The sequence below is a fragment of the Streptomyces sp. NPDC050448 genome, from assembly GCF_040655295.1.
Classification (GTDB): domain Bacteria; phylum Actinomycetota; class Actinomycetes; order Streptomycetales; family Streptomycetaceae; genus Streptomyces.
The window spans coordinates 52,029-70,151 of the sequence record NZ_JBFAJR010000028.1; the positions used below are offsets into that span (position 1 = coordinate 52,029).

Annotated in this window: 16 protein-coding genes; 10 read left to right on the plus strand and 6 right to left on the minus strand. The window is 69.6% G+C overall.

The window, feature by feature from the left end:
* Positions 1–4: 4 nt before the first annotated feature.
* From AB0I68_RS27810 to AB0I68_RS27825, 4 genes are all read right to left on the minus strand, one after another.
* Positions 5–2,125, minus strand: coding sequence for a hypothetical protein (locus AB0I68_RS27810; RefSeq protein ID WP_363180115.1), 2,121 nt, complete (start codon positions 2,123–2,125; stop codon positions 5–7).
* Positions 2,122–2,868, minus strand: coding sequence for a hypothetical protein (locus AB0I68_RS27815; RefSeq protein ID WP_363180116.1), 747 nt, complete (start codon positions 2,866–2,868; stop codon positions 2,122–2,124). The genes AB0I68_RS27810 and AB0I68_RS27815 overlap by 4 nt, the downstream gene beginning before the upstream one ends.
* A 93-nt stretch (positions 2,869–2,961) precedes the next feature.
* On the minus strand, positions 2,962–3,684 hold the full coding sequence (locus AB0I68_RS27820) for a Crp/Fnr family transcriptional regulator (RefSeq protein ID WP_363180117.1): 723 nt from the start codon (positions 3,682–3,684) through the stop codon (positions 2,962–2,964).
* A gap of 78 nt (positions 3,685–3,762) precedes the next feature.
* A complete protein-coding gene (locus tag AB0I68_RS27825) occupies positions 3,763–6,246 on the minus strand; it encodes a YfhO family protein (RefSeq protein WP_363180118.1) in 2,484 nt (827 codons plus the stop codon).
* Positions 6,247–6,659: 413 nt separating this feature from the next.
* On the opposite strand from AB0I68_RS27825, the gene rpsL reads away from it, so the two are divergent.
* The 4 genes from rpsL to tuf all read left to right on the plus strand — a co-directional run bounded on the left by rpsL (position 6,660) and on the right by tuf (position 11,021).
* Positions 6,660–7,031: a 30S ribosomal protein S12 gene (gene rpsL / locus AB0I68_RS27830; protein ID WP_007265893.1), complete on the plus strand. Its 372-nt coding sequence runs from the start codon at positions 6,660–6,662 to the stop codon at positions 7,029–7,031.
* A gap of 2 nt (positions 7,032–7,033) precedes the next feature.
* Positions 7,034–7,504: a 30S ribosomal protein S7 gene (gene rpsG, locus AB0I68_RS27835; RefSeq protein ID WP_326588520.1), complete on the plus strand. Its 471-nt coding sequence runs from the start codon at positions 7,034–7,036 to the stop codon at positions 7,502–7,504.
* 39 nt (positions 7,505–7,543) lie between these two features.
* Positions 7,544–9,676, plus strand: a complete 2,133-nt coding sequence (gene fusA, locus AB0I68_RS27840) for an elongation factor G (protein WP_363180119.1) — start codon at positions 7,544–7,546, stop codon at positions 9,674–9,676.
* A gap of 151 nt (positions 9,677–9,827) precedes the next feature.
* The gene (tuf, locus tag AB0I68_RS27845; protein ID WP_363180120.1) at positions 9,828–11,021 is read left to right on the plus strand and encodes an elongation factor Tu; all 1,194 of its coding nucleotides are present in this window, start codon (positions 9,828–9,830) and stop codon (positions 11,019–11,021) included.
* 194 nt (positions 11,022–11,215) lie between these two features.
* Here tuf and rfbC read toward each other — a convergent pair whose 3' ends face one another.
* The gene (gene rfbC, locus AB0I68_RS27850) at positions 11,216–11,818 is read right to left on the minus strand and encodes a dTDP-4-dehydrorhamnose 3,5-epimerase (protein ID WP_363180121.1); all 603 of its coding nucleotides are present in this window, start codon (positions 11,816–11,818) and stop codon (positions 11,216–11,218) included.
* Complete coding sequence (gene rfbA / locus AB0I68_RS27855; RefSeq protein WP_363180122.1) at positions 11,815–12,690, minus strand: glucose-1-phosphate thymidylyltransferase RfbA; 876 nt, start codon at positions 12,688–12,690, stop codon at positions 11,815–11,817. The genes rfbC and rfbA overlap by 4 nt, the downstream gene beginning before the upstream one ends.
* Positions 12,691–12,772: 82 nt before the next feature.
* Here rfbA and rfbB point away from each other — a divergent pair, with 82 nt between their 5' ends.
* The 6 genes from rfbB to AB0I68_RS27885 all read left to right on the plus strand — a co-directional run bounded on the left by rfbB (position 12,773) and on the right by AB0I68_RS27885 (position 18,093).
* On the plus strand, positions 12,773–13,750 hold the full coding sequence (gene rfbB / locus AB0I68_RS27860) for a dTDP-glucose 4,6-dehydratase (RefSeq protein ID WP_363180123.1): 978 nt from the start codon (positions 12,773–12,775) through the stop codon (positions 13,748–13,750).
* A complete protein-coding gene (rfbD, locus tag AB0I68_RS27865; protein WP_363180124.1) occupies positions 13,747–14,676 on the plus strand; it encodes a dTDP-4-dehydrorhamnose reductase in 930 nt (309 codons plus the stop codon). The genes rfbB and rfbD overlap by 4 nt, the downstream gene beginning before the upstream one ends.
* Positions 14,673–16,004, plus strand: coding sequence for a hypothetical protein (locus tag AB0I68_RS27870; RefSeq protein WP_363180125.1), 1,332 nt, complete (start codon positions 14,673–14,675; stop codon positions 16,002–16,004). The genes rfbD and AB0I68_RS27870 overlap by 4 nt, the downstream gene beginning before the upstream one ends.
* Positions 16,005–16,072: 68 nt before the next feature.
* A complete protein-coding gene (locus AB0I68_RS27875; RefSeq protein WP_363180126.1) occupies positions 16,073–16,759 on the plus strand; it encodes a glycosyltransferase family 2 protein in 687 nt (228 codons plus the stop codon).
* Positions 16,759–17,181 carry a DUF2304 domain-containing protein gene (locus tag AB0I68_RS27880; RefSeq protein WP_363180127.1) on the plus strand — a complete coding sequence of 141 codons (423 nt, stop codon included), beginning with the start codon at positions 16,759–16,761 and terminating at the stop codon, positions 17,179–17,181. Before AB0I68_RS27875 ends, AB0I68_RS27880 begins: the two co-directional genes overlap by 1 nt.
* Before the next feature lie 9 nt (positions 17,182–17,190).
* Entirely contained in the window at positions 17,191–18,093 is a 903-nt protein-coding gene (locus AB0I68_RS27885; RefSeq protein ID WP_363180128.1) for a glycosyltransferase family 2 protein, read from the plus strand.
* Positions 18,094–18,123 lie beyond the last annotated feature (30 nt).

The window sequence follows — 18,123 nt, forward strand, 5'->3', positions numbered from 1 at the left end:
CCTGTCAGGTGTGGGCCAGGGGACGGGTGAGGGCGGCGCGCATCCGGTCCGCGACCGCCGGCCGGGGCTGACCGTCCAGCCCCTGCACGGTGTCGAGCAGGTGGTCGAGGCGGGCCGCGTCGCGGGGGCCGGCGACGACCGCGGGGAGCAGATCCGTGAGGGCCCGCGCTGTACCCGGGTCCGCGTCGGCGGCCCGGACCCAGCTCCGCAGCACGTCCTCGGCGCGTTCATTGGTCGTACGGTCGTTGAGCGCGACCCGAAGCAGCTGGGCGACGCCGGCGGAGGCGGAGGGCGACCGGGCCGCCAGGCTCAGCAACGGAGGACAAGCAGGCTCGTCCACCCGTTCGCAGGCAGTGAGGAAACCGTCCAGAGCGAGCTCACGCGCGGAAGGGTGGCCGTCGAGGGCCGGCAGCAGGGCGCCGAGGGCCGGATCGGCCGCCGGCGAGAGCAGCAGCAGGGCGACGGACTGGGGAAGCTCCGCGGTGACCTGCTGGTCGCCCGCCCCCACGCGGGATTGCTTGAGCTTCTTGTCGTACTGGTGCCGGGCTTGTGCCTGAAGGGCGGCGAGGGTCTCCACCGGGCGCTCGGGCCCGATCAGCCCCAGTGCCCGGACCCCCACCCAGCAGCGCTTCGGGTCATGCCCATCGCCGCTCCACACATCGACGATCCGGGGGATGTTCGGGGCCCCGATGCGGTGCGCCAGAGTGAGAGCGCTGACCGCCGTCAGCTGGCGCCGGGATTCCCTCGCCCCCGCCCAGCGCTCGATGATGAGAGCCATGGTGGACGGCAGGTCGGTGTAGGCGAGGACGGCGACGGTGGCCGCCGCCCGGGTCCGTACGAAGGGACGCCCATCGATGGAGAGGGCGTTGAGCCATCTGATCAGCGCAGGGCGGGCTGCAGGGTGGCCGGTCCAGACCTCGCGCAGCACGACCGGCGCCACACGTTCGTCGTGGAAGGCCGCCTTGACCTGGGTGACCGGCCCCCACTCGGTCATTTCCTTGCTGCGGTAGCTGCGTGCCCGTGCGTTCTGCAGCCGTTTGCCGATGTGGGTGCCGAAGACCGGTATCGGTTTCTGGTACTTCTCGTCCCCGGTGCTGCGCAGGGCGGCGTAGAGGGTGTCGCTCAGTTCTGCGGTCAGGGCGTACGGCCCGTGGTCGAAGGCGGCCAGCGCGATCAGGAAGGCTTTCTCCCGTAACTGCACCGGCGTCTCAGCCTCCTCGAACCACTCTTGGACCTGCTGTTCCAGGGCGTCGAGCGAGTACTGATCGATCCGGTCCTCGTCGGCCTCGGCGAGAACCCCGACGTACCGCACGACCTCGCGGATCTGGCGCTCGTGCGTGAGGAACTCGGCAACGGCAGGCAGGGCCAGCAGCCGCTGCGCATGCGCGGCGCCTGTCTTCTGGGGCAGCAGGGCCCTGAGTACGATCGCCGCTTCGGGCGGGCGCCAGGCGGCAAGCTCGACGGTGTCCTCGACGTACGGGCTACGGCCCGTAGTGATCACGAGATAGCCGTTCAGTTCCCGCATCCGGCCGCGCAGTGCCAGTACGTGGGCCTCCCGCAGCGGCTGCTCACGCGAGATGTCCAGATCGCACAGCACGTGGCCGACGGTGCCGTTACCCGAGGCCAGCCGCAGGCTCAGCTCGCCCGGCGTCACATCCCGGTCCAGGGCGCGGACCGGAGTGGCGCCGAGATGGTGCAGCAGCATGAGGGCCGCGGTGCGGCGGCCGGTGAAAGGGGCACCCGCCAGGACGATCACCCGCTCCTCGCGCAGCCTCTCCAGCAGCTGCGCAAACGCGGTGCCTTCCGCCACGAAGTCGTCGGCCAGTCGTTCCAAGGCCTCCGTCGGGATCTCGCCGGAGACCTGCCCACCGCCGAAACCACCGAAGTTGTAGTGGTGCTCGGTCTTGCCGCCGGTGATGATGTCGCCGATGACCTGCTGGGCCGTGACGCCGTGGTTGGTCCCACGGAAGCGGAGCGCCATCGAGCTGGGAGCGTGAGCGTCCAGGTCCCGGCGAGCAGCCCAGGGCTCCTGCGCGGGCTGTTCGGCCTCGGCAACGGTCTCGCCGTCGGCCGGTCCGGCGGCGGGCGCTTCCGGATCGGCCTGCGGAGCCGCTTGCTCGCTCACCGGCGCTCACCGGGGGCGCCGAAGGTGATGTCGCCCTGGACCTGGTTGGCGACCATCCCGTGGTTGGTGCCGTGGAAGTCGATGGCGGTGGGGGCGCAGGGCGCGGGCCGGGGGGCCCCGGGGTGGGGGGTGGACGCAGTCGGTGCTTCAGGGGCGGGGCGCGGGGCGGGGAGCGGGCCGTGGAGCCAGGCGGGCATCGGGCCGTTCTTGGTGGGGACGGTGACCGGGTGGAACTCGTCCGTGGGGATGCCGAGGTGGTCGTGGGCGACGATGCCGGAGTGCACGGATTCCGAGACGCACAGCGCGTAGTCGTCCGGGCGCTCGCGCAGTGCGGCCCGCAGTGGTTCGCCGTCGAGGAGACGGCAGGCGTTGTTCAGGTCCGTGCCCACCCAGCCGTCGAACTCGTCGATGTGGACGAACCCCGTCGCCAGGACGGCACGCAGCCGGATCTGCGCGGAGCTGGCGGCGAGCCGGTTCACGGCGTGCAGTTCGGCGGGAGCGTCCTTCAGCAGTGCCCGCAGCAGGCCGGTCAGCGGCACGGCGGGGTCGATCAGCTCGATGACCGCGTCACCGCGGTCGGCTCGTCGGCGCAGGGTTTCGTCGACGCCGGCCGCGAGCAGGACGCGGTCGACGATCCCGAAGAGCATGCGCCGGAGGTAGCCCTGCTGGACGTCATCGCGGTCGCTGTACCGCTCGGTGTCGATGAGGAGCAGGGTGCGGGACAGGGGCTGTGGCTGTGTCATGCGAGCAGCGTCGGCCGGGTTGCCCCCGTGCCGTGAGGGCGGATGACGCATCCGAGTGTGACCGTGTGCACTGAACGGAGCGCGGGGCCTGCCTCAGGGGGCGGGCGACTGGGCCCGGGCGATCCGGTGCAGCACGTCCGGCCGTACGATCACCAGCGTGCGCCGGCCGGTGCTGATGACTCCCCGGTCCCGCAGGCTCTTCAGCTCCCGCTGGACCATCTCGCGCGAGGCTCCCACAGCCCCCGCCAGCTCCTGTTTGGTCAGCGGGACGGCCACCTCCACTCCCTCCGTGGTGCGCCTGCCGTGGATCCGGGCCAAGTCCAGCAGGAGCACCGCGAGCCGCTCGCGGACCGGCATGGAGGCGAACTGGAGATTGCGCCGGTCTGCCGCCCGTGTGCGGTCGGAGACGAGGGCCAGCAGCTGGAGCGCGACGTCGGGGAAGCGGCCGAGGAAGACGCGGAAGTGTTCGTGCTCGATGACGACCGCGCGGACCCGTTCGAGTGCGGTCACGGTCGCGGAGCGGGGACGACGGGTGAGGGCCGCGGACTCACCGATGATGTCGCCCGGCCCGCGCAGGGCGAGCAGGGCCTGGTAGCCGTTGGGGTGCGTGGCGGTGACCTTGGTCCAGCCGTGCAGCACCAGGAGGACGTGGGTGGTGGGCTCGTCCTGGTGGAGCAGGGTGCTGCGGGGCTGGTAGATCACCTCGCGCCCGAGCGCCCGTAACGCGGTGCCGTCTGCTTCCTCCAGCCGGGCGAGTAAGGGGACCCGGTCGTCCAGCCCGCCCGCGTCGTACGTCGAGTCCGCACCCTCGGTCATCTGCCATTGCCCCCGCCCCGTTGATCAGGGCGGTCAATGTACTCAACAACGGCTTCGGCCGGTCCCGGAACTGCGGGATTACCCGGTGGCCGGCCGGCGACGGAGGCCGGCCAGTGTGACCGAGGTCAGGGCCAGGAGGGCCAGGGCGGCGGCTGCGAGGCCCGGGGTGAGGCCCTTCGGGGTGAAGGCGCAGGAGACCTTGTCCGTGCCCGGGGGGAGGGGGAGGGAGACCAGGCCGTGGAAGGAGGTCGGGGCGGTCGTGCGGGAGCCCGCCGTGCACTGCCAGCCGGGGACGTCGGTCATCGCGAAGACCGCCGTGCCCGTGGCGCCCTTCGGGAGGGCGGCCTCGATGGTGTGGCCGCCCGCCGTGACCTTCGTGGCGCCGGTGGACCTGAGGGAGCCGACCGCCGTGTCCAGGGCGGGGCGGTCCAGGCAGCCGACCGGGTGGTCGCCGGCCGTCGCGTCCTTGGTCCCCGTCTTCACCGTGACCGAGACCGTGCCGTCGGCGGGGACCGGGCCCAGCTTCACGACCCCGGTCATCCGGTCTTCCAGGGGGCGGGACGAGCCGCCGGAGGCGAGGGCGCCGTAGAGCTCCGGGGAGAACCAGTACGCCTCCGCGCCCGGGGTGCAGAGGGCGGTGTACGTCTGCTCCGTGGCGCTGCCGCCCCGGGTGACCTGCGGGACCTGGTAGACGGTGGCGCCCAGCACGTTCTCCTGGTGGGCGTAGACGCTGTCGGCCGGGTTCGGCGAGGCGTAGGCGGCGCTGCGGACCGTCACCAGGGGAGGGGCGGGGAAGCGGGTGGACGTCCAGGTGTCCTTCGCCGGACCCGGGTGGACCCGGGCGCCGATGGCGAAGATCGCGTCGAGCACCGGGTTGTCGGCGCCGAAGAAGGTCCGGCCGTCGTTCTTGAAGCCGTAGCCGAGGGGCTCCAGGGCCTGGTAGGTGGCCTCCGGCAGGTAGCTGCTGTAGTACTGCGGCCCCTCGGCCCGCAGGGCCAGGGCGTCGTTGTACGAGGTCTGCGGCGCGCCCGAATCGGTCCGGTATGCGGGCCAGCCGTCCACGCCTCGGACGGCGTCGAAGTGCGCGTTGATCGACCGGTTCGAGGTGGCGGTGGGCTTGGCCCAGCGCTCGCGGGCCCGGCGGGCGTCCGCGCTGGCGGCCGCCACGGTGGATTCGGCGAAGACCACGCCGACCATGAGGACGGCGGCCACGGGGATCAGCACCCGGCGCTTCTCGCCCAGTGACAGGAGGGTCAGGGCGAGCAGCGAGACGCCCCCGCCGACGAGCACCGCAGGCCAGGTCCAGCCGCCGAAGTCGTCGGTGTGGCGGAGCGCGAAGGTGGCCGCCACCAGGAGGGCGGCCGTCAGTGCAAGGTGGAGCGGGCGCGGGCGGTGGGCCAGGGCCAGCCAGGCCAGGATCACCACCATGCCGCTGAAGACGAAGGCCTCGCGGTACGGATTGCCGTTCGGCACCGCCAGCCCGTGCCACAGGTACTGCGTCGGCGGGAACTGGAAGGAGGCGACGACCAGCAGCGTCGCCGCCGCCCACACCAGGCGGGTCTTCTTCGCGATGGCGGCGTTGAAGAGGAACGATCCGGCGAGGATCAGGCCCAGCGAGGCCACGTACAGCCGCGGCCGGCCGCCCCACAGGTGGGTGGCCGGGAGCATCCCGGCGAGGAAGACCTCGATCCGCACCGGCTCGAAGGCCCCTGCCCGGGTGGGCTGCGAGGAGCCGCTGGAGAGGAAGGACGGCAGCAGGAGCGGGAGGGTGAGGAGGATGCCCGTCGCGGCGGCGGTCGAGGCCCGCCACAGGGCGCGCAGCCGCTGCCGGCCGGTCATGTCCCGGGTGGTCAGACGGATGCCGAGCAGGACGCAGGCGGCCATCGTGGCCATCATCGCGGTGTAGAAGTTGCCGAACCAGGCGAGCGCGACGAACAGCGCCACCCCCGGCCAGCGGCGCTCCTCCAGGCACCACTCGACGGCGATGCCGAGGAGGGGGAGCGCGACCAGGCCCCACAGCCACATGGGGATGTACGAGGCGTCGCTGAGCGCCCAGCCGCACAGGCCGTAGCAGGCGCCGAGGACCCCGCGCTGCCACCACGGGCCGGGGGCCAGCTTGCCGAGGTAGACCGTCATGAGGGCGGCGGCGGTGCCCATCGTGATCGGGGTGATCGCGAAGACGGCGAGGTCGACGTGGGTGCGCGGGACCAGGACGGCCAGCCAGGAGAACGGGTTGCCGAGGTACGTGTAGTAGTCGGACAGGAACTGCTGGCCGAAGCCTCCGCGCCAGGTGAAGAGCACGTCGCCAGCGGCCTGCCCGTGGACCAGGTCCCACAGCGCCCGGTGGAAGGGCACGTACTGGTTTGCCTGGTCGTTGAGGGCCCGGCCGGTGTTGCCGAAGGGGAAGGTGCCGCGGGCCGCCCAGGCCGAGCAGAACGCGGCCGAGGTGACGAGGAACGCCAGCAGGGGCCCGTACAGCCGGGCGGGTCGCGGGTGCCGGCGCCGGGGCGACGGGTGGACCGGGCTGTCGGCCGCCGTCGGCTCCGTGGTGACCGTCCGCAATGTCCCGCTCCCTGGTGTGGTGCCGTTTGGGGTGAATCGCTGAGGCAGTTTAGTTCGCGGGGGCGGTCGCTCCGTCCGGCTCCGCTTAGCACGCCTTTACCACACGCGCGAGTCGGCGCGGCCACACCGGGGCCTCGCCCAAGCGGCACATGACCGGCGGCGATGTCCCGGTTGTCCCGCGCGGGCTTTTGTTTTGACCGGATGGGATGCGGTAGGTACGCTCAGACCTTGTGCCTGGGGTGTGCCTGGGCTCCCGTGCGTGTCCATCAACCGCACGAGAGCCGGATCAGCCACCGCGATCCATGCGTTTCCGTGCTTGCGCGGAGCTTCGCCGGATCCGACACACCCGACCGCGTGGGTCGGCAAAGTTCCAGGTTAGCTTCACTACACGGCACACAGAAACCGGAGAAGTAGTGCCTACGATCCAGCAGCTGGTCCGTAAGGGCCGGCAGGACAAGGTCGAGAAGACGAAGACGCCCGCGCTTGAGGCTTCGCCCCAGCGCCGTGGCGTCTGCACGCGTGTGTTCACGACCACCCCGAAGAAGCCGAACTCGGCGCTCCGTAAGGTCGCGCGTGTGCGTCTGACCTCCGGCATCGAGGTCACCGCTTACATTCCGGGTGAGGGACACAACCTGCAGGAGCACTCGATCGTGCTCGTGCGTGGTGGCCGTGTGAAGGACCTGCCGGGTGTTCGTTACAAGATCATCCGCGGTGCGCTTGACACGCAGGCTGTCAAGAACCGCAAGCAGGCCCGCAGCCGCTACGGCGCCAAGAAGGAGAAGTAAGAATGCCTCGTAAGGGCCCCGCCCCGAAGCGCCCGGTCATCATCGACCCGGTCTACGCATCTCCTCTGGTGACCTCGCTCATCAACAAGATCCTCCTGAACGGCAAGCGCTCCACCGCCGAGCGCATCGTTTACGGCGCCATGGAAGGCCTCCGCGAGAAGACCGGCGCTGACCCGGTCATCACGCTGAAGCGCGCGCTCGAGAACGTCAAGCCGTCCCTCGAGGTCAAGTCCCGCCGTGTCGGTGGCGCCACCTACCAGGTGCCGATCGAGGTCAAGCCCGGTCGCGCGTCCACCCTCGCGCTGCGCTGGGTCGTGGGTTACTCCCGCGCCCGCCGCGAGAAGACCATGACCGAGCGCCTCATGAACGAGCTCCTCGACGCCTCGAACGGCCTCGGTGCGGCCGTCAAGAAGCGCGAGGACACGCACAAGATGGCCGAGTCCAACAAGGCCTTCGCGCACTACCGCTGGTAGTCCCACCCCACATCGAGACCGAGAGAAGACCGAAGCCTTATGGCTACCACTTCGCTTGACCTGGCCAAGGTCCGCAACATCGGGATCATGGCCCACATCGACGCGGGCAAGACGACCACCACCGAGCGCATCCTGTTCTACACCGGTGTGTCGTACAAGATCGGTGAGGTCCACGACGGCGCCGCCACGATGGACTGGATGGAGCAGGAGCAGGAGCGTGGTATCACCATCACGTCTGCCGCTACGACCTGCCACTGGCCCCTCGAAGACGTTGACCACACCATCAACATCATCGACACCCCGGGTCACGTCGACTTCACCGTCGAGGTGGAGCGTTCGCTCCGCGTCCTCGACGGTGCCGTCACCGTGTTCGACGGTGTCGCCGGTGTGGAGCCGCAGTCCGAGACGGTCTGGCGTCAGGCCGACCGTTACGGCGTGCCGCGCATCTGCTTCGTCAACAAGCTGGACCGCACCGGCGCCGAGTTCCACCGCTGTGTCGACATGATCAAGGACCGCCTCGGTGCGGTTCCGATCGTCATGCAGCTCCCCATCGGTGCCGAGATGGACTTCCAGGGCGTTGTCGACCTGGTCACCATGAAGGCGTTCGTCTGGTCCGCCGAGGCGACCAAGGGCGAGATGTACGACATCGTCGACATCCCGGCCACGCACACCGAGGCTGCTGAAGAGTGGCGCGGCAAGCTGGTCGAGACCGTCGCCGAGAACGACGACGAGATCATGGAGCTCTTCCTGAACGGCGACGAGCCGTCCGTGGAGCAGCTGCACGCCGCCGTCCGTCGCATCATCCTCGGCTCCGGCAAGGGCAAGGGCGAGCCCACGATCACTGCGGTGTTCTGTGGCACGGCGTTCAAGAACAAGGGCGTTCAGCCCCTGCTCGACGCTGTCGTCCGCTACCTGCCGTCGCCCCTGGACATCGAGGCCATCGAGGGCCACGACGTCCGGGACGCCGAGGTCGTCGTGAAGCGCAAGCCGTCCGACGAGGAGCCCCTCGCGGCGCTCGCGTTCAAGATCATGAGCGACCCGCACCTCGGCAAGCTCACCTTCGTCCGGGTTTACTCGGGCCGCCTGGAGGCCGGCACCTCGGTGCTGAACTCCGTCAAGGGCAAGAAGGAGCGCATCGGCAAGATCTACCGCATGCACGCCAACAAGCGTGAAGAGATCGCCGCGGTGGGCGCCGGTGACATCGTCGCCGTCATGGGCCTGAAGCAGACCACCACCGGTGAGACGCTGTGTGACGACAAGGCGCCCGTGATCCTGGAGTCCATGGACTTCCCGGCTCCGGTCATCCAGGTCGCCATCGAGCCCAAGTCCAAGGGTGACCAGGAGAAGCTGGGTGTCGCCATCCAGCGTCTCGCGGAGGAGGACCCCTCCTTCCACGTTCACTCGGACGAGGAGACGGGCCAGACCATCCTCGGCGGTATGGGCGAGCTGCACCTCGAGGTGCTGGTCGACCGTATGAAGCGCGAGTTCAAGGTCGAGGCCAACGTCGGCAAGCCGCAGGTCGCGTACCGCGAGACGATCCGCAAGGCCGTCGAGCGTCACGACTACACCCACAAGAAGCAGACCGGTGGTACCGGTCAGTTCGCCAAGGTGCAGATCGCGATCGAGCCGATCACGGACGCCGATGGTCCGGCGTACGAGTTCGTGAACAAGGTCACCGGTGGCCGCGTGCCGAAGGAGTACATCCCTTCGGTCGACGCCGGTGCGCAGGAGGCCATGCAGTTCGGCATCCTGGCCGGCTACGAGATGACGGGCGTTCGCGTCACGCTTCTCGACGGTGGCTACCACGAGGTCGACTCCTCCGAGCTCGCGTTCAAGATCGCCGGTTCGCAGGCCTTCAAGGAGGCCGCGCGCAAGGCTTCTCCCGTGCTCCTCGAGCCGATGATGGCCGTAGAGGTCACCACGCCCGAGGACTACATGGGTGACGTCATCGGCGACATCAACTCCCGCCGTGGCCAGATCCAGGCCATGGAGGAGCGTCACGGCGCTCGCGTCGTGAAGGGCCTCGTGCCGCTTTCGGAGATGTTCGGCTACGTCGGCGACCTCCGCAGCAAGACCTCGGGTCGCGCCAGCTACTCGATGCAGTTCGACTCCTACGCCGAGGTTCCCCGGAACGTCGCCGAGGAGATCATCGCGAAGGCCAAGGGCGAGTAACTCTCCCGAGTTCACGCTTTAGGCTAATCACCGGAACCTCTGGGGCATCAGGAGTAACCACTCTCGTTGCCCCGGAGGGGACGGCAATCCAGCAAAGATCACCTGGCGCCGATGAGTAAGGCGTACAGAACCACTCTCCAGGAGGACCCCCGTGGCGAAGGCGAAGTTCGAGCGGACTAAGCCGCACGTCAACATCGGCACCATCGGTCACATTGACCACGGTAAGACGACCCTCACGGCCGCCATTACCAAGGTGCTGCACGACGCGTACCCGGACCTGAACGAGGCCTCGGCCTTCGACCAGATCGACAAGGCTCCTGAGGAGCGCCAGCGCGGTATCACCATCTCCATCGCGCACGTCGAGTACCAGACCGAGGCGCGTCACTACGCCCACGTCGACTGCCCGGGTCACGCGGACTACATCAAGAACATGATCACCGGTGCCGCGCAGATGGACGGCGCGATCCTCGTGGTCGCCGCCACCGACGGCCCGATGCCGCAGACCAAGGAGCACGTGCTCCTGGCCCGCCAGGTCGGCGTCCCCTACATCGTCGTCGCCCTGAACAAGGCCGACATGGTGGACGACGAGGAGATCCTGGAGCTCGTCGAGCTCGAGGTTCGTGAGCTCCTCTCCGACTACGAGTTCCCGGGCGACGACCTTCCGGTCGTCCGTGTCTCCGCGCTGAAGGCGCTCGAGGGCGACAAGGAGTGGGGCGAGAAGCTTCTCGGCCTCATGTCCGCCGTCGACGAGGCGATCCCGACCCCGCCGCGTGACACCGACCTGCCGTTCCTCATGCCCGTCGAGGACGTCTTCACGATCACCGGTCGTGGCACCGTCGTCACCGGTCGTATCGAGCGTGGTGTCCTGAAGGTCAACGAGACCGTCGACATCATCGGTATCAAGGAGACCAAGACCACCACCACGGTCACCGGTATCGAGATGTTCCGCAAGCTCCTCGACGAGGGCCAGGCGGGCGAGAACGTCGGTCTGCTCCTCCGTGGCATCAAGCGCGAGGACGTCGAGCGCGGCCAGGTCATCATCAAGCCCGGTTCGGTCACCCCGCACACCGAGTTCGAGGCCCAGGCCTACATCCTGTCGAAGGACGAGGGTGGCCGTCACACCCCGTTCTTCAACAACTACCGCCCGCAGTTCTACTTCCGTACCACGGACGTCACGGGTGTCGTCACCCTGCCGGCCGGCACGGAGATGGTCATGCCGGGCGACAACACCGAGATGACGGTCGCGCTGATCCAGCCGGTCGCCATGGAGGAGGGCCTGAAGTTCGCCATCCGTGAGGGTGGTCGTACGGTCGGCGCCGGCCAGGTCACCAAGATCACGAAGTAATTCGTGCTCTGACCTGGTAGCTCGCGCGAGCGGGCACCATGTTTGACAGAAGGGCCCCTTCCCTTCCGCCTCGGCGGCGGGGGAGGGGCCCTTCGTCGTACGAGCCGCCGTACGGGGCGTCGTACGGCACACGGAAGAGGGCCGCACCCCCGATCGCGGGGTGCGGCCCTCTCTCGTGTGCTGCGGGGGAGTCGTCAGCCGGTCACGCGCAGGGATTCGGTGAACTCGTTGCAGACGGCGTAGTCGGGCAGCAGGCCCGACTCGACGGCCTCGGCCAGCGACGGCGCGGCCTCGTCGCGGGCGGAGAGCAGCGGGACGTCCGCCGGCCAGTCGATGGCCAGATCCGGGTCGAGCGGGTGAACCGAGTGCTCGCCGGTCGGGTTGTACGTCTCCGAACAGAGGTACGAAAGCGTGGCGTCGTCGCTCAGAGCGCAGAACCCGTGACCCAGGCCCTCCGGGATGTAGACCGCGCGGCGGTCCACGTCGTCCAGCCGGACACCCTCCCAGCGGCCGAAGGTCGCAGAGCCGACCCGCAGGTCCACGATCACGTCGAGCACGGCGCCCCGTACGCAGGTCACGTACTTGGCCTGGCCGCGCGGTACGTCGGCGAAGTGGATGCCGCGGACCACGCCGCGCGAGGACACCGAGAGGTTCGCCTGCGCCAGGTTCAGCGGGTGCCCGACGACCTCGGACAGCTTGTCGAAGCGGTACCACTCGGTGAACAGGCCGCGCGGGTCGCCGTGCAGCTGCGGGGTGATCTCGTAGGCGCCCTCTATCGAGAGCTGGCGGAACTTCACCGGGAGGACTCCTCGTCGAGCAGGCTGATCAGGTAGTCGCCGTAACCGCTCTTGAGCAGCGGCTGGGCCAGGTCGCGCAGCTGCGCCGAGTCGATCAGGCCGGCCCGCCAGGCCGCCTCCTCGATGCAGCCGATCTTGAAGCCCTGGCGCTCCTCGATCACGCGGACGAACTCCGAGGCCTGGACCATGGAGACGAAGGTCCCGGTGTCCAGCCAGGCGGTACCGCGGTCGAGGATGGTGACATTCAACTCACCGGCCTGGAGGTACGCGTCGTTGACCGCCGTGATCTCCAGTTCGCCGCGCGCGCTGGGCTTCAGGGTGCGGGCGATCTCGACGACGCGGTTGTCGTAGAAGTACAGACCGGGCACCGCATAGCGGGACTTGGGCTGGGCCGGCTTCTCCTCGATGGAGATGGCCTGGCCGTTCTCGTCGAACTCGACCACGCCGTACGCCCTCGGGTCCGCCACCGGGTACGCGAAGACCCGGCCGCCCTTGGAGTCGGTGTGCTCCGCCAGGCGGGTGCCGAGACCGCTGCCGTGGAAGATGTTGTCGCCGAGGATCAGGGCGACGGATTCGTCGCCGATGAAGTCGGCGCCGAGCACGAAAGCCTGGGCGATGCCCTCGGGGCGCTCCTGGACCGCGTACTCCAGCCGGATGCCGAACTGGGAGCCGTCGCCGAGCAGTCGCTCGAACTGAGCACGGTCCTCCGGAGTGGTGATGACGAGAATCTCGCTGATTCCGGCCATGACCAGGGTGGAGAGCGGGTAGTAGATCATCGGCTTGTCGAAGACGGGGAGCAGCTGCTTCGAGACGGCCCGGGTCAGCGGCCAGAGTCGGGATCCGGTGCCACCGGCCAAGAGAATTCCACGCATGGCCACAACCCTATGCGAGAGCGCGGGGGCGGCGTGGTCCGGGCCGGAACGGTGGTGTACGAGCGGCTAGACTCTTCGTATTATGCGCATCCTCGTGACCGGCGGCGCCGGCTTCATCGGTTCAGAATTCGTCCGCCAGCAGCTCGGTGCAGATGCATCGGCCCAGATCACGGTCTTCGACAAGCTGACCTACTCCGGAGTCGAAGCCAATCTCGCCCCGGTCGCGGCGCACCCCGGTTACACGTTCGTCAAGGGCGACATCTGCGACGCCGATGCCGTCGACCAGGTCATGCCCGGGCACGACGTCGTGGTGCACTTCGCCGCGGAGTCCCACGTGGACCGCTCGATCGCCGGCGCCGGCCCGTTCGTGATGACCAACGTCGTGGGCACGCAGGTCCTGTTGGACGCCGCCCGCAAGCACGGCGTCGGCCGCTTCGTCCACATCTCCACCGACGAGGTGTACGGCTCGATCAGCGAGGGCTCCTGGACCGAGGAGTGGCCCCTGGTCCCGAACTCCCCGTACTCCGCCTCCAAGGCCTCGTCCGACCTGCTGGCCCTGGCCTACGCCCGGACGCACGGCATGGACGTCGTGGTCACGCGCTGCTCCAACAACTACGGGCACTACCAGTTCCCGGAGAAGGTCATCCCGCTGTTCGTCTCGAACCTGATGGACGGCAAGAAGGTCCCGCTGTACGGCAACGGCGGCAACGTCCGCGACTGGCTGCACGTCTCCGACCACTGCCGCGGCATCGACCTGGCGATGCGCAAGGGCCGCGCCGGCGAGGTCTACAACATCGGCGGCGGCACCGAGCTCACCAACAAGGAGCTCACCGGTGTGCTGCTCGAGGCGGCCGGCCTCGGCTGGGACATGGTCGAGCAGGTCGAGGACCGCAAGGGCCACGACCTCCGCTACTCCATCGACATCAGCAAGATCGGCGCGGAGCTCGGCTACGCCCCGCAGGTCACCTTCGAGGCCGGCATCGCCGCCACCGTCGACTGGTACCGCGAGAACCGCGCCTGGTGGGAGCCGCTGAAGGCGAAGGCGGCCCTGCAGAAGTGAGCGCGCACGGCACGAACTCCGCCGCGGGGCGCTGGGTCGTCACCGGCGCCGCCGGGATGCTCGGCCAGGACGTCCTGGCCGTGCTCAAGGACGCCGGGATCGAGGCCGCGGGCCTCGGCCGCGCCGACCTCGACATCACCGACCCGGCCGCAGTCCGGGCCGCCGTCGAGGGCGTCGCCGTCGTCGTGAACTGCGCCGCCTGGACCGACGTCGACGGTGCGGAGACGGCCGAGGAGGCCGCCACCGCCGTCAACGGCACGGGCGTACGCGTCCTCGCCGAGGCCTGCGCCGCGGCCGGTGCGCGCCTGCTGCACGTCTCCACCGACTACGTGCTGCCCGGGGACGCCTGCGAGCCGTACCGCGAGGACGCGGCCACCGGCCCGGTCAACGCGTACGGGCGCGGCAAGCTGGCCGGCGAGCAGGCCGTCGCCGAACTGCTGCCGCAGGACGGCTACGTCGTGCGCACCGCGTGGCTGTACGGCGAGCACGGGCCGAACTTCGTCGCCACCATGCTCAAGCTGGCCGCGCAGCGGGACACCCTCGACGTGGTCGACGACCAGCACGGCCAGCCCACCTGGTCGTACGCGCTGGCCCGCCGCCTCGTCGAGCTCGGCCTGGCCGCGCTGGCGGGCCGGGCCCCCGGCGGGGTCTACCACGGCACCGCGAGCGGCCGCACCACCTGGTGGGGGCTGGCCCGCGAGAGCTACCGGCTGAGCGGGCTCGACCCGGAGCGGATCCGGCCGACCACCTCCGCCGCGTTCGTCCGCCCTGCCGCCCGCCCGGCGTTCAGCGTGCTCGCGCACGACCGCTGGGCCGAAGCGGGCCTGGCCCCGCTCGCCGACTGGCGCGAACAGCTCGCCGAGGCCCTCGCCGCCCCCGCGTTCACCGCGCTGGCCGGCTCCGCCAGGAACGGCAGTACGGGATGAAGTCCCTGCTGAGCAGGCTCACCGCGGCGCTGCCGCCGGGCACCGTCGCGGTGGCCGGCGGCACCGTCGTGCTCGGTGCGGCCTCGTACGTCCACCTGGGCGTGGCCGGGCACAGCCTGTCCACGGACGCCATGGCGAACGTCTCGGTGCTGTGGACGATCGTCATGGCGCTCGGCCTCGGCATCTTCTTCCCGATCGAGCAGGAGCTCACCCGGATCGTCTCCGCCCGCGTGGTGCTGGGCCAGGGCGCGGCCCCCGTACTGCGCCGGGCCACGCTGCTGACCTCGGGGATCCTCGGCGCGACCCTGGTCGTCCTCGCCCTCGGCGCGGGCCCGATCGCGGACCTGCTGTTCCGCGGCGACCGCGGCCTGGTGGCGGCCCTCGGCGGCGCGTTCACGGGAATGGCCGTCTGCTACCTGACCCGCGGCGTCCTGGCCGGCCTCGGCCGGTTCGGCGTGTACGGCACCCAGCTGGCCGTCGACGGCGGGCTGCGCATCGTCCTCGCCTTCGGCTGCGCGGTGTCCGGGCTGCACTCCGCGCTCGCCTTCAGCCTGGTCCTGGCCGTCGCGCCCGTCGCGGCGACGCTGCTCACCCTCCCGGCGCTGCTGCGCACCGTGGAGCCCGGCGAGGAGATCGCCTGGCGGGAGCTGACCGGCGGCCTCGGCCTGCTGATCTGCTCGACCCTGCTGTCGCAGGTCGTCGTCAACGCGGCGGTGATGAGCACCAAGCTGCTCGCCCCCACCGACAGCGCGCTGATCGCGGCGCTGCTGAACGCGCTGGTCCTGGCCCGGGTGCCGCTGTTCGTCTTCGGCTCGCTCCAGGCCTCGCTGCTGGGCGGGCTCACCGCCGCCTACACGGCCGGCGACCGGGCCGCGTTCTCCGCGATGCTGCGCCGGATCGGCGTGGTCGTCGGGCTGCTGGGGCTGCTCGGCGGCGTGCCCGCGACCGTGCTCGGCCCCTGGCTGATCGAGGTGCTGTTCCACGCCGAGCCGGTACTGGGCTGCCTCGACTTCTTCCTTTTGTCCGCAGGCACCGTGGCGTACATGTTCGCGATGGTGCTCGGACAGGCGCTGATGGTATTCAAGCGGCACAACCTGCAACTGCTCTGCTGGGCCATCGGCACCGCCGTCCTGATCGGCATCACCTTCGCTCCGGGCGACGTGGCCATGCGCGTCATCCTGGCCTACGCTCTCGGCTCCCTCGCCACCGTGCTCGGTATGCTGGCCGTGCTGAGACTGAGGTTCCCCGGAGCTGCTCCGGGCGCACCCGAAGGACCCGGGCACAAGGTCGCCGCAAGCCCGCTGGGCGCCGGAGCGGTCGGGGAGTGACCATGCCGGCTTCCGACGTCCCACCGATCACCGAGCACGCGCACGTGCCACATTCCGCTGGAGCTACCGTGTCCCAATACGACGATGTCTGGCTGGTCATACCGGCCTATAACGAGGGCCAGGTGATCGCCGATGTGGTCGAGGGAGCGCGTGCGACCTTCCCGAACATAGTCGTCGTCGACGACGGCAGCTCCGACAACTCGGCCGAGCACATCACGACGACCGGCGCCCACCTGGTGCGGCACCCGGTCAACCTCGGCCAGGGCGCCGCCCTGCAGACCGGTCTCAAGTACGCCCTCGCCCAGCCCGGTGCCCGCTACTTCGCGACCTTCGACGCGGACGGCCAGCACCAGACGCACGACGTCGAGAAGATGGTCAAGGTGCTGCGCGACGACGAGGCCGACGTGGTCCTCGGCTCGCGCTTCATCGAGCAGAACGGCCAAGTGCCGTGGATCAAGCGCGTCGTGCTGCGTACGGCCGCGACGGTCAGCCCGACCGCCCGCAAGCTGAAGCTCACCGACGCGCACAACGGTCTGCGCGTGCTCAGCCGCAAGGCGGCCGAGCAACTGGACATCACCATGAACGGGATGGCGCACGCGTCCGAGATCGTCGGTTTCCTGGCCGGGTCCGGCCTGCGCGTCACCGAGGTCCCCGTGGACATCCTCTACACCGAGTACTCGCGCGCCAAGGGCCAGTCCCTGATCAACGGCGTCAACATCATCTTTGACATCACGATGCGGGAGCGAAACCGCTGATGAAGTACTTCTGGATCCAGCTGCTGCTCATCGCGGGATCGGTGTCGATGGCACTGATGTTCATCCGTACGTGGGGCCAGGCGAAGAACCGCGCCTGGAAGCGCATCGCGTTCTCGGTGTTCGTCGTCGTCAACGTGTACGCCGTGCTCCGCCCCACGGACGTCACGTGGGTGGCGCACCGGCTCGGCGTCGGCCGCGGCACCGACCTTGTGCTGTACGTCATGGTGCTGGCCATGGGCTTCCTGACCCTCAACACCTTCCTGCGCTTCCGCTCGTTGGAGAAGAAGATCACCGACCTGGCCCGGACGGTGGCCCTGAGCGAGGGCGCACGGCACAACGACGCGCGCCTCGGCTCGACCGTCGGCGCCGCCGCCGGGTCGAACGCCGACTCGCCCGCCGAATCCGACTCCGTGAAGGCCTGACGTCCCGTGGTGACCTTCGACTTCATGCTCCCCTACTACGGGGACGTGCAGCTGATGCAGGACGCCGTCCGCAGCGTCCTGGCCCAGACGGACCCGGACTTCCGCCTCGTCGTCATCGACGACGGCAAGGAGCCCGACGTCCCGGGCTGGTTCGAGGCGCTCGGCGACGAGCGGGTGCACTACACGCGCAACGAGCAGAACCTCGGCATCACCAAGAACTTCCAGAAGTGCGTCCGGCTCTCCGAGGCCGACTACGTCGTCATCATGGGCTGCGACGACCTGCTGCACCCGCACTACCTGGAGACCGTCCGCGGCCTCATCACGGCCAACCCGGGCATCGGCATGGTCCAGCCCGGCGTCGAGGTGATCGACGGCGACGGACAGGTGACGTCCGGGCTGGCCGACCAGACCAAGCGGCGGCTGTACGCCCCTCAGGTCAAGGGCCGGCGCCTGATGGGCGGCGAAGAGCTGGCCACCAGCGTGCTGCGCGGGAACTGGCTGTACTTCCCGTCGATCTGCTGGCGCGGCGAGGCCCTGCGCGGGGTCAACTTCCGCGACGACTACTCGGTGATCCAGGACCTGGCACTGGTGGTCGACCTCCTCGAGCTCGGCGAGCAGATGCTGATCGACGAGTCCACCACGGTGTTCCAGTACCGCCGCCACGCGGTCAGCGAGTCGTCGGTCCAGGCGTTCTCCGGCACCCGCTTCACCGAGGCCGAGCGGTACTTCTCCGCGGTGGCCGCCCGGATGGACGCCCGGGGCTGGCCCAAGGCCGCACGCGCGGCCCGCTTCCACAGCGGCTCCCGGTTCCACGCCATCACCATGATCCCCGGCGCCCTGCTCCGCGGACACCGCGAGGGCGTCCGCACGCTGGCGAAGCACGCCTTCACCGCCGGTCAGAGAGCTGACTGACCCCGGAACACCAGAGACAGCGGCCGTCGG

What these genes read in the sequence shown, in the direction of transcription:
- AB0I68_RS27815 (WP_363180116.1), bottom strand. Translation starts at nt 2,868, where the DNA reads ATGACACAGCCACAGCCCCTGTCCCGCACCCTGCTCCTCATCGACACC.
- fusA (WP_363180119.1), top strand. Translation starts at nt 7,544, where the DNA reads ATGGCTACCACTTCGCTTGACCTGGCCAAGGTCCGCAACATCGGGATC.
- rfbA (WP_363180122.1), bottom strand. Translation starts at nt 12,690, where the DNA reads ATGCGTGGAATTCTCTTGGCCGGTGGCACCGGATCCCGACTCTGGCCG.
- AB0I68_RS27820 (WP_363180117.1), bottom strand. Translation starts at nt 3,684, where the DNA reads ATGACCGAGGGTGCGGACTCGACGTACGACGCGGGCGGGCTGGACGAC.
- AB0I68_RS27880 (WP_363180127.1), top strand. Translation starts at nt 16,759, where the DNA reads ATGAAGTACTTCTGGATCCAGCTGCTGCTCATCGCGGGATCGGTGTCG.
- rpsG (WP_326588520.1), top strand. Translation starts at nt 7,034, where the DNA reads ATGCCTCGTAAGGGCCCCGCCCCGAAGCGCCCGGTCATCATCGACCCG.
- rfbB (WP_363180123.1), top strand. Translation starts at nt 12,773, where the DNA reads ATGCGCATCCTCGTGACCGGCGGCGCCGGCTTCATCGGTTCAGAATTC.
- AB0I68_RS27870 (WP_363180125.1), top strand. Translation starts at nt 14,673, where the DNA reads ATGAAGTCCCTGCTGAGCAGGCTCACCGCGGCGCTGCCGCCGGGCACC.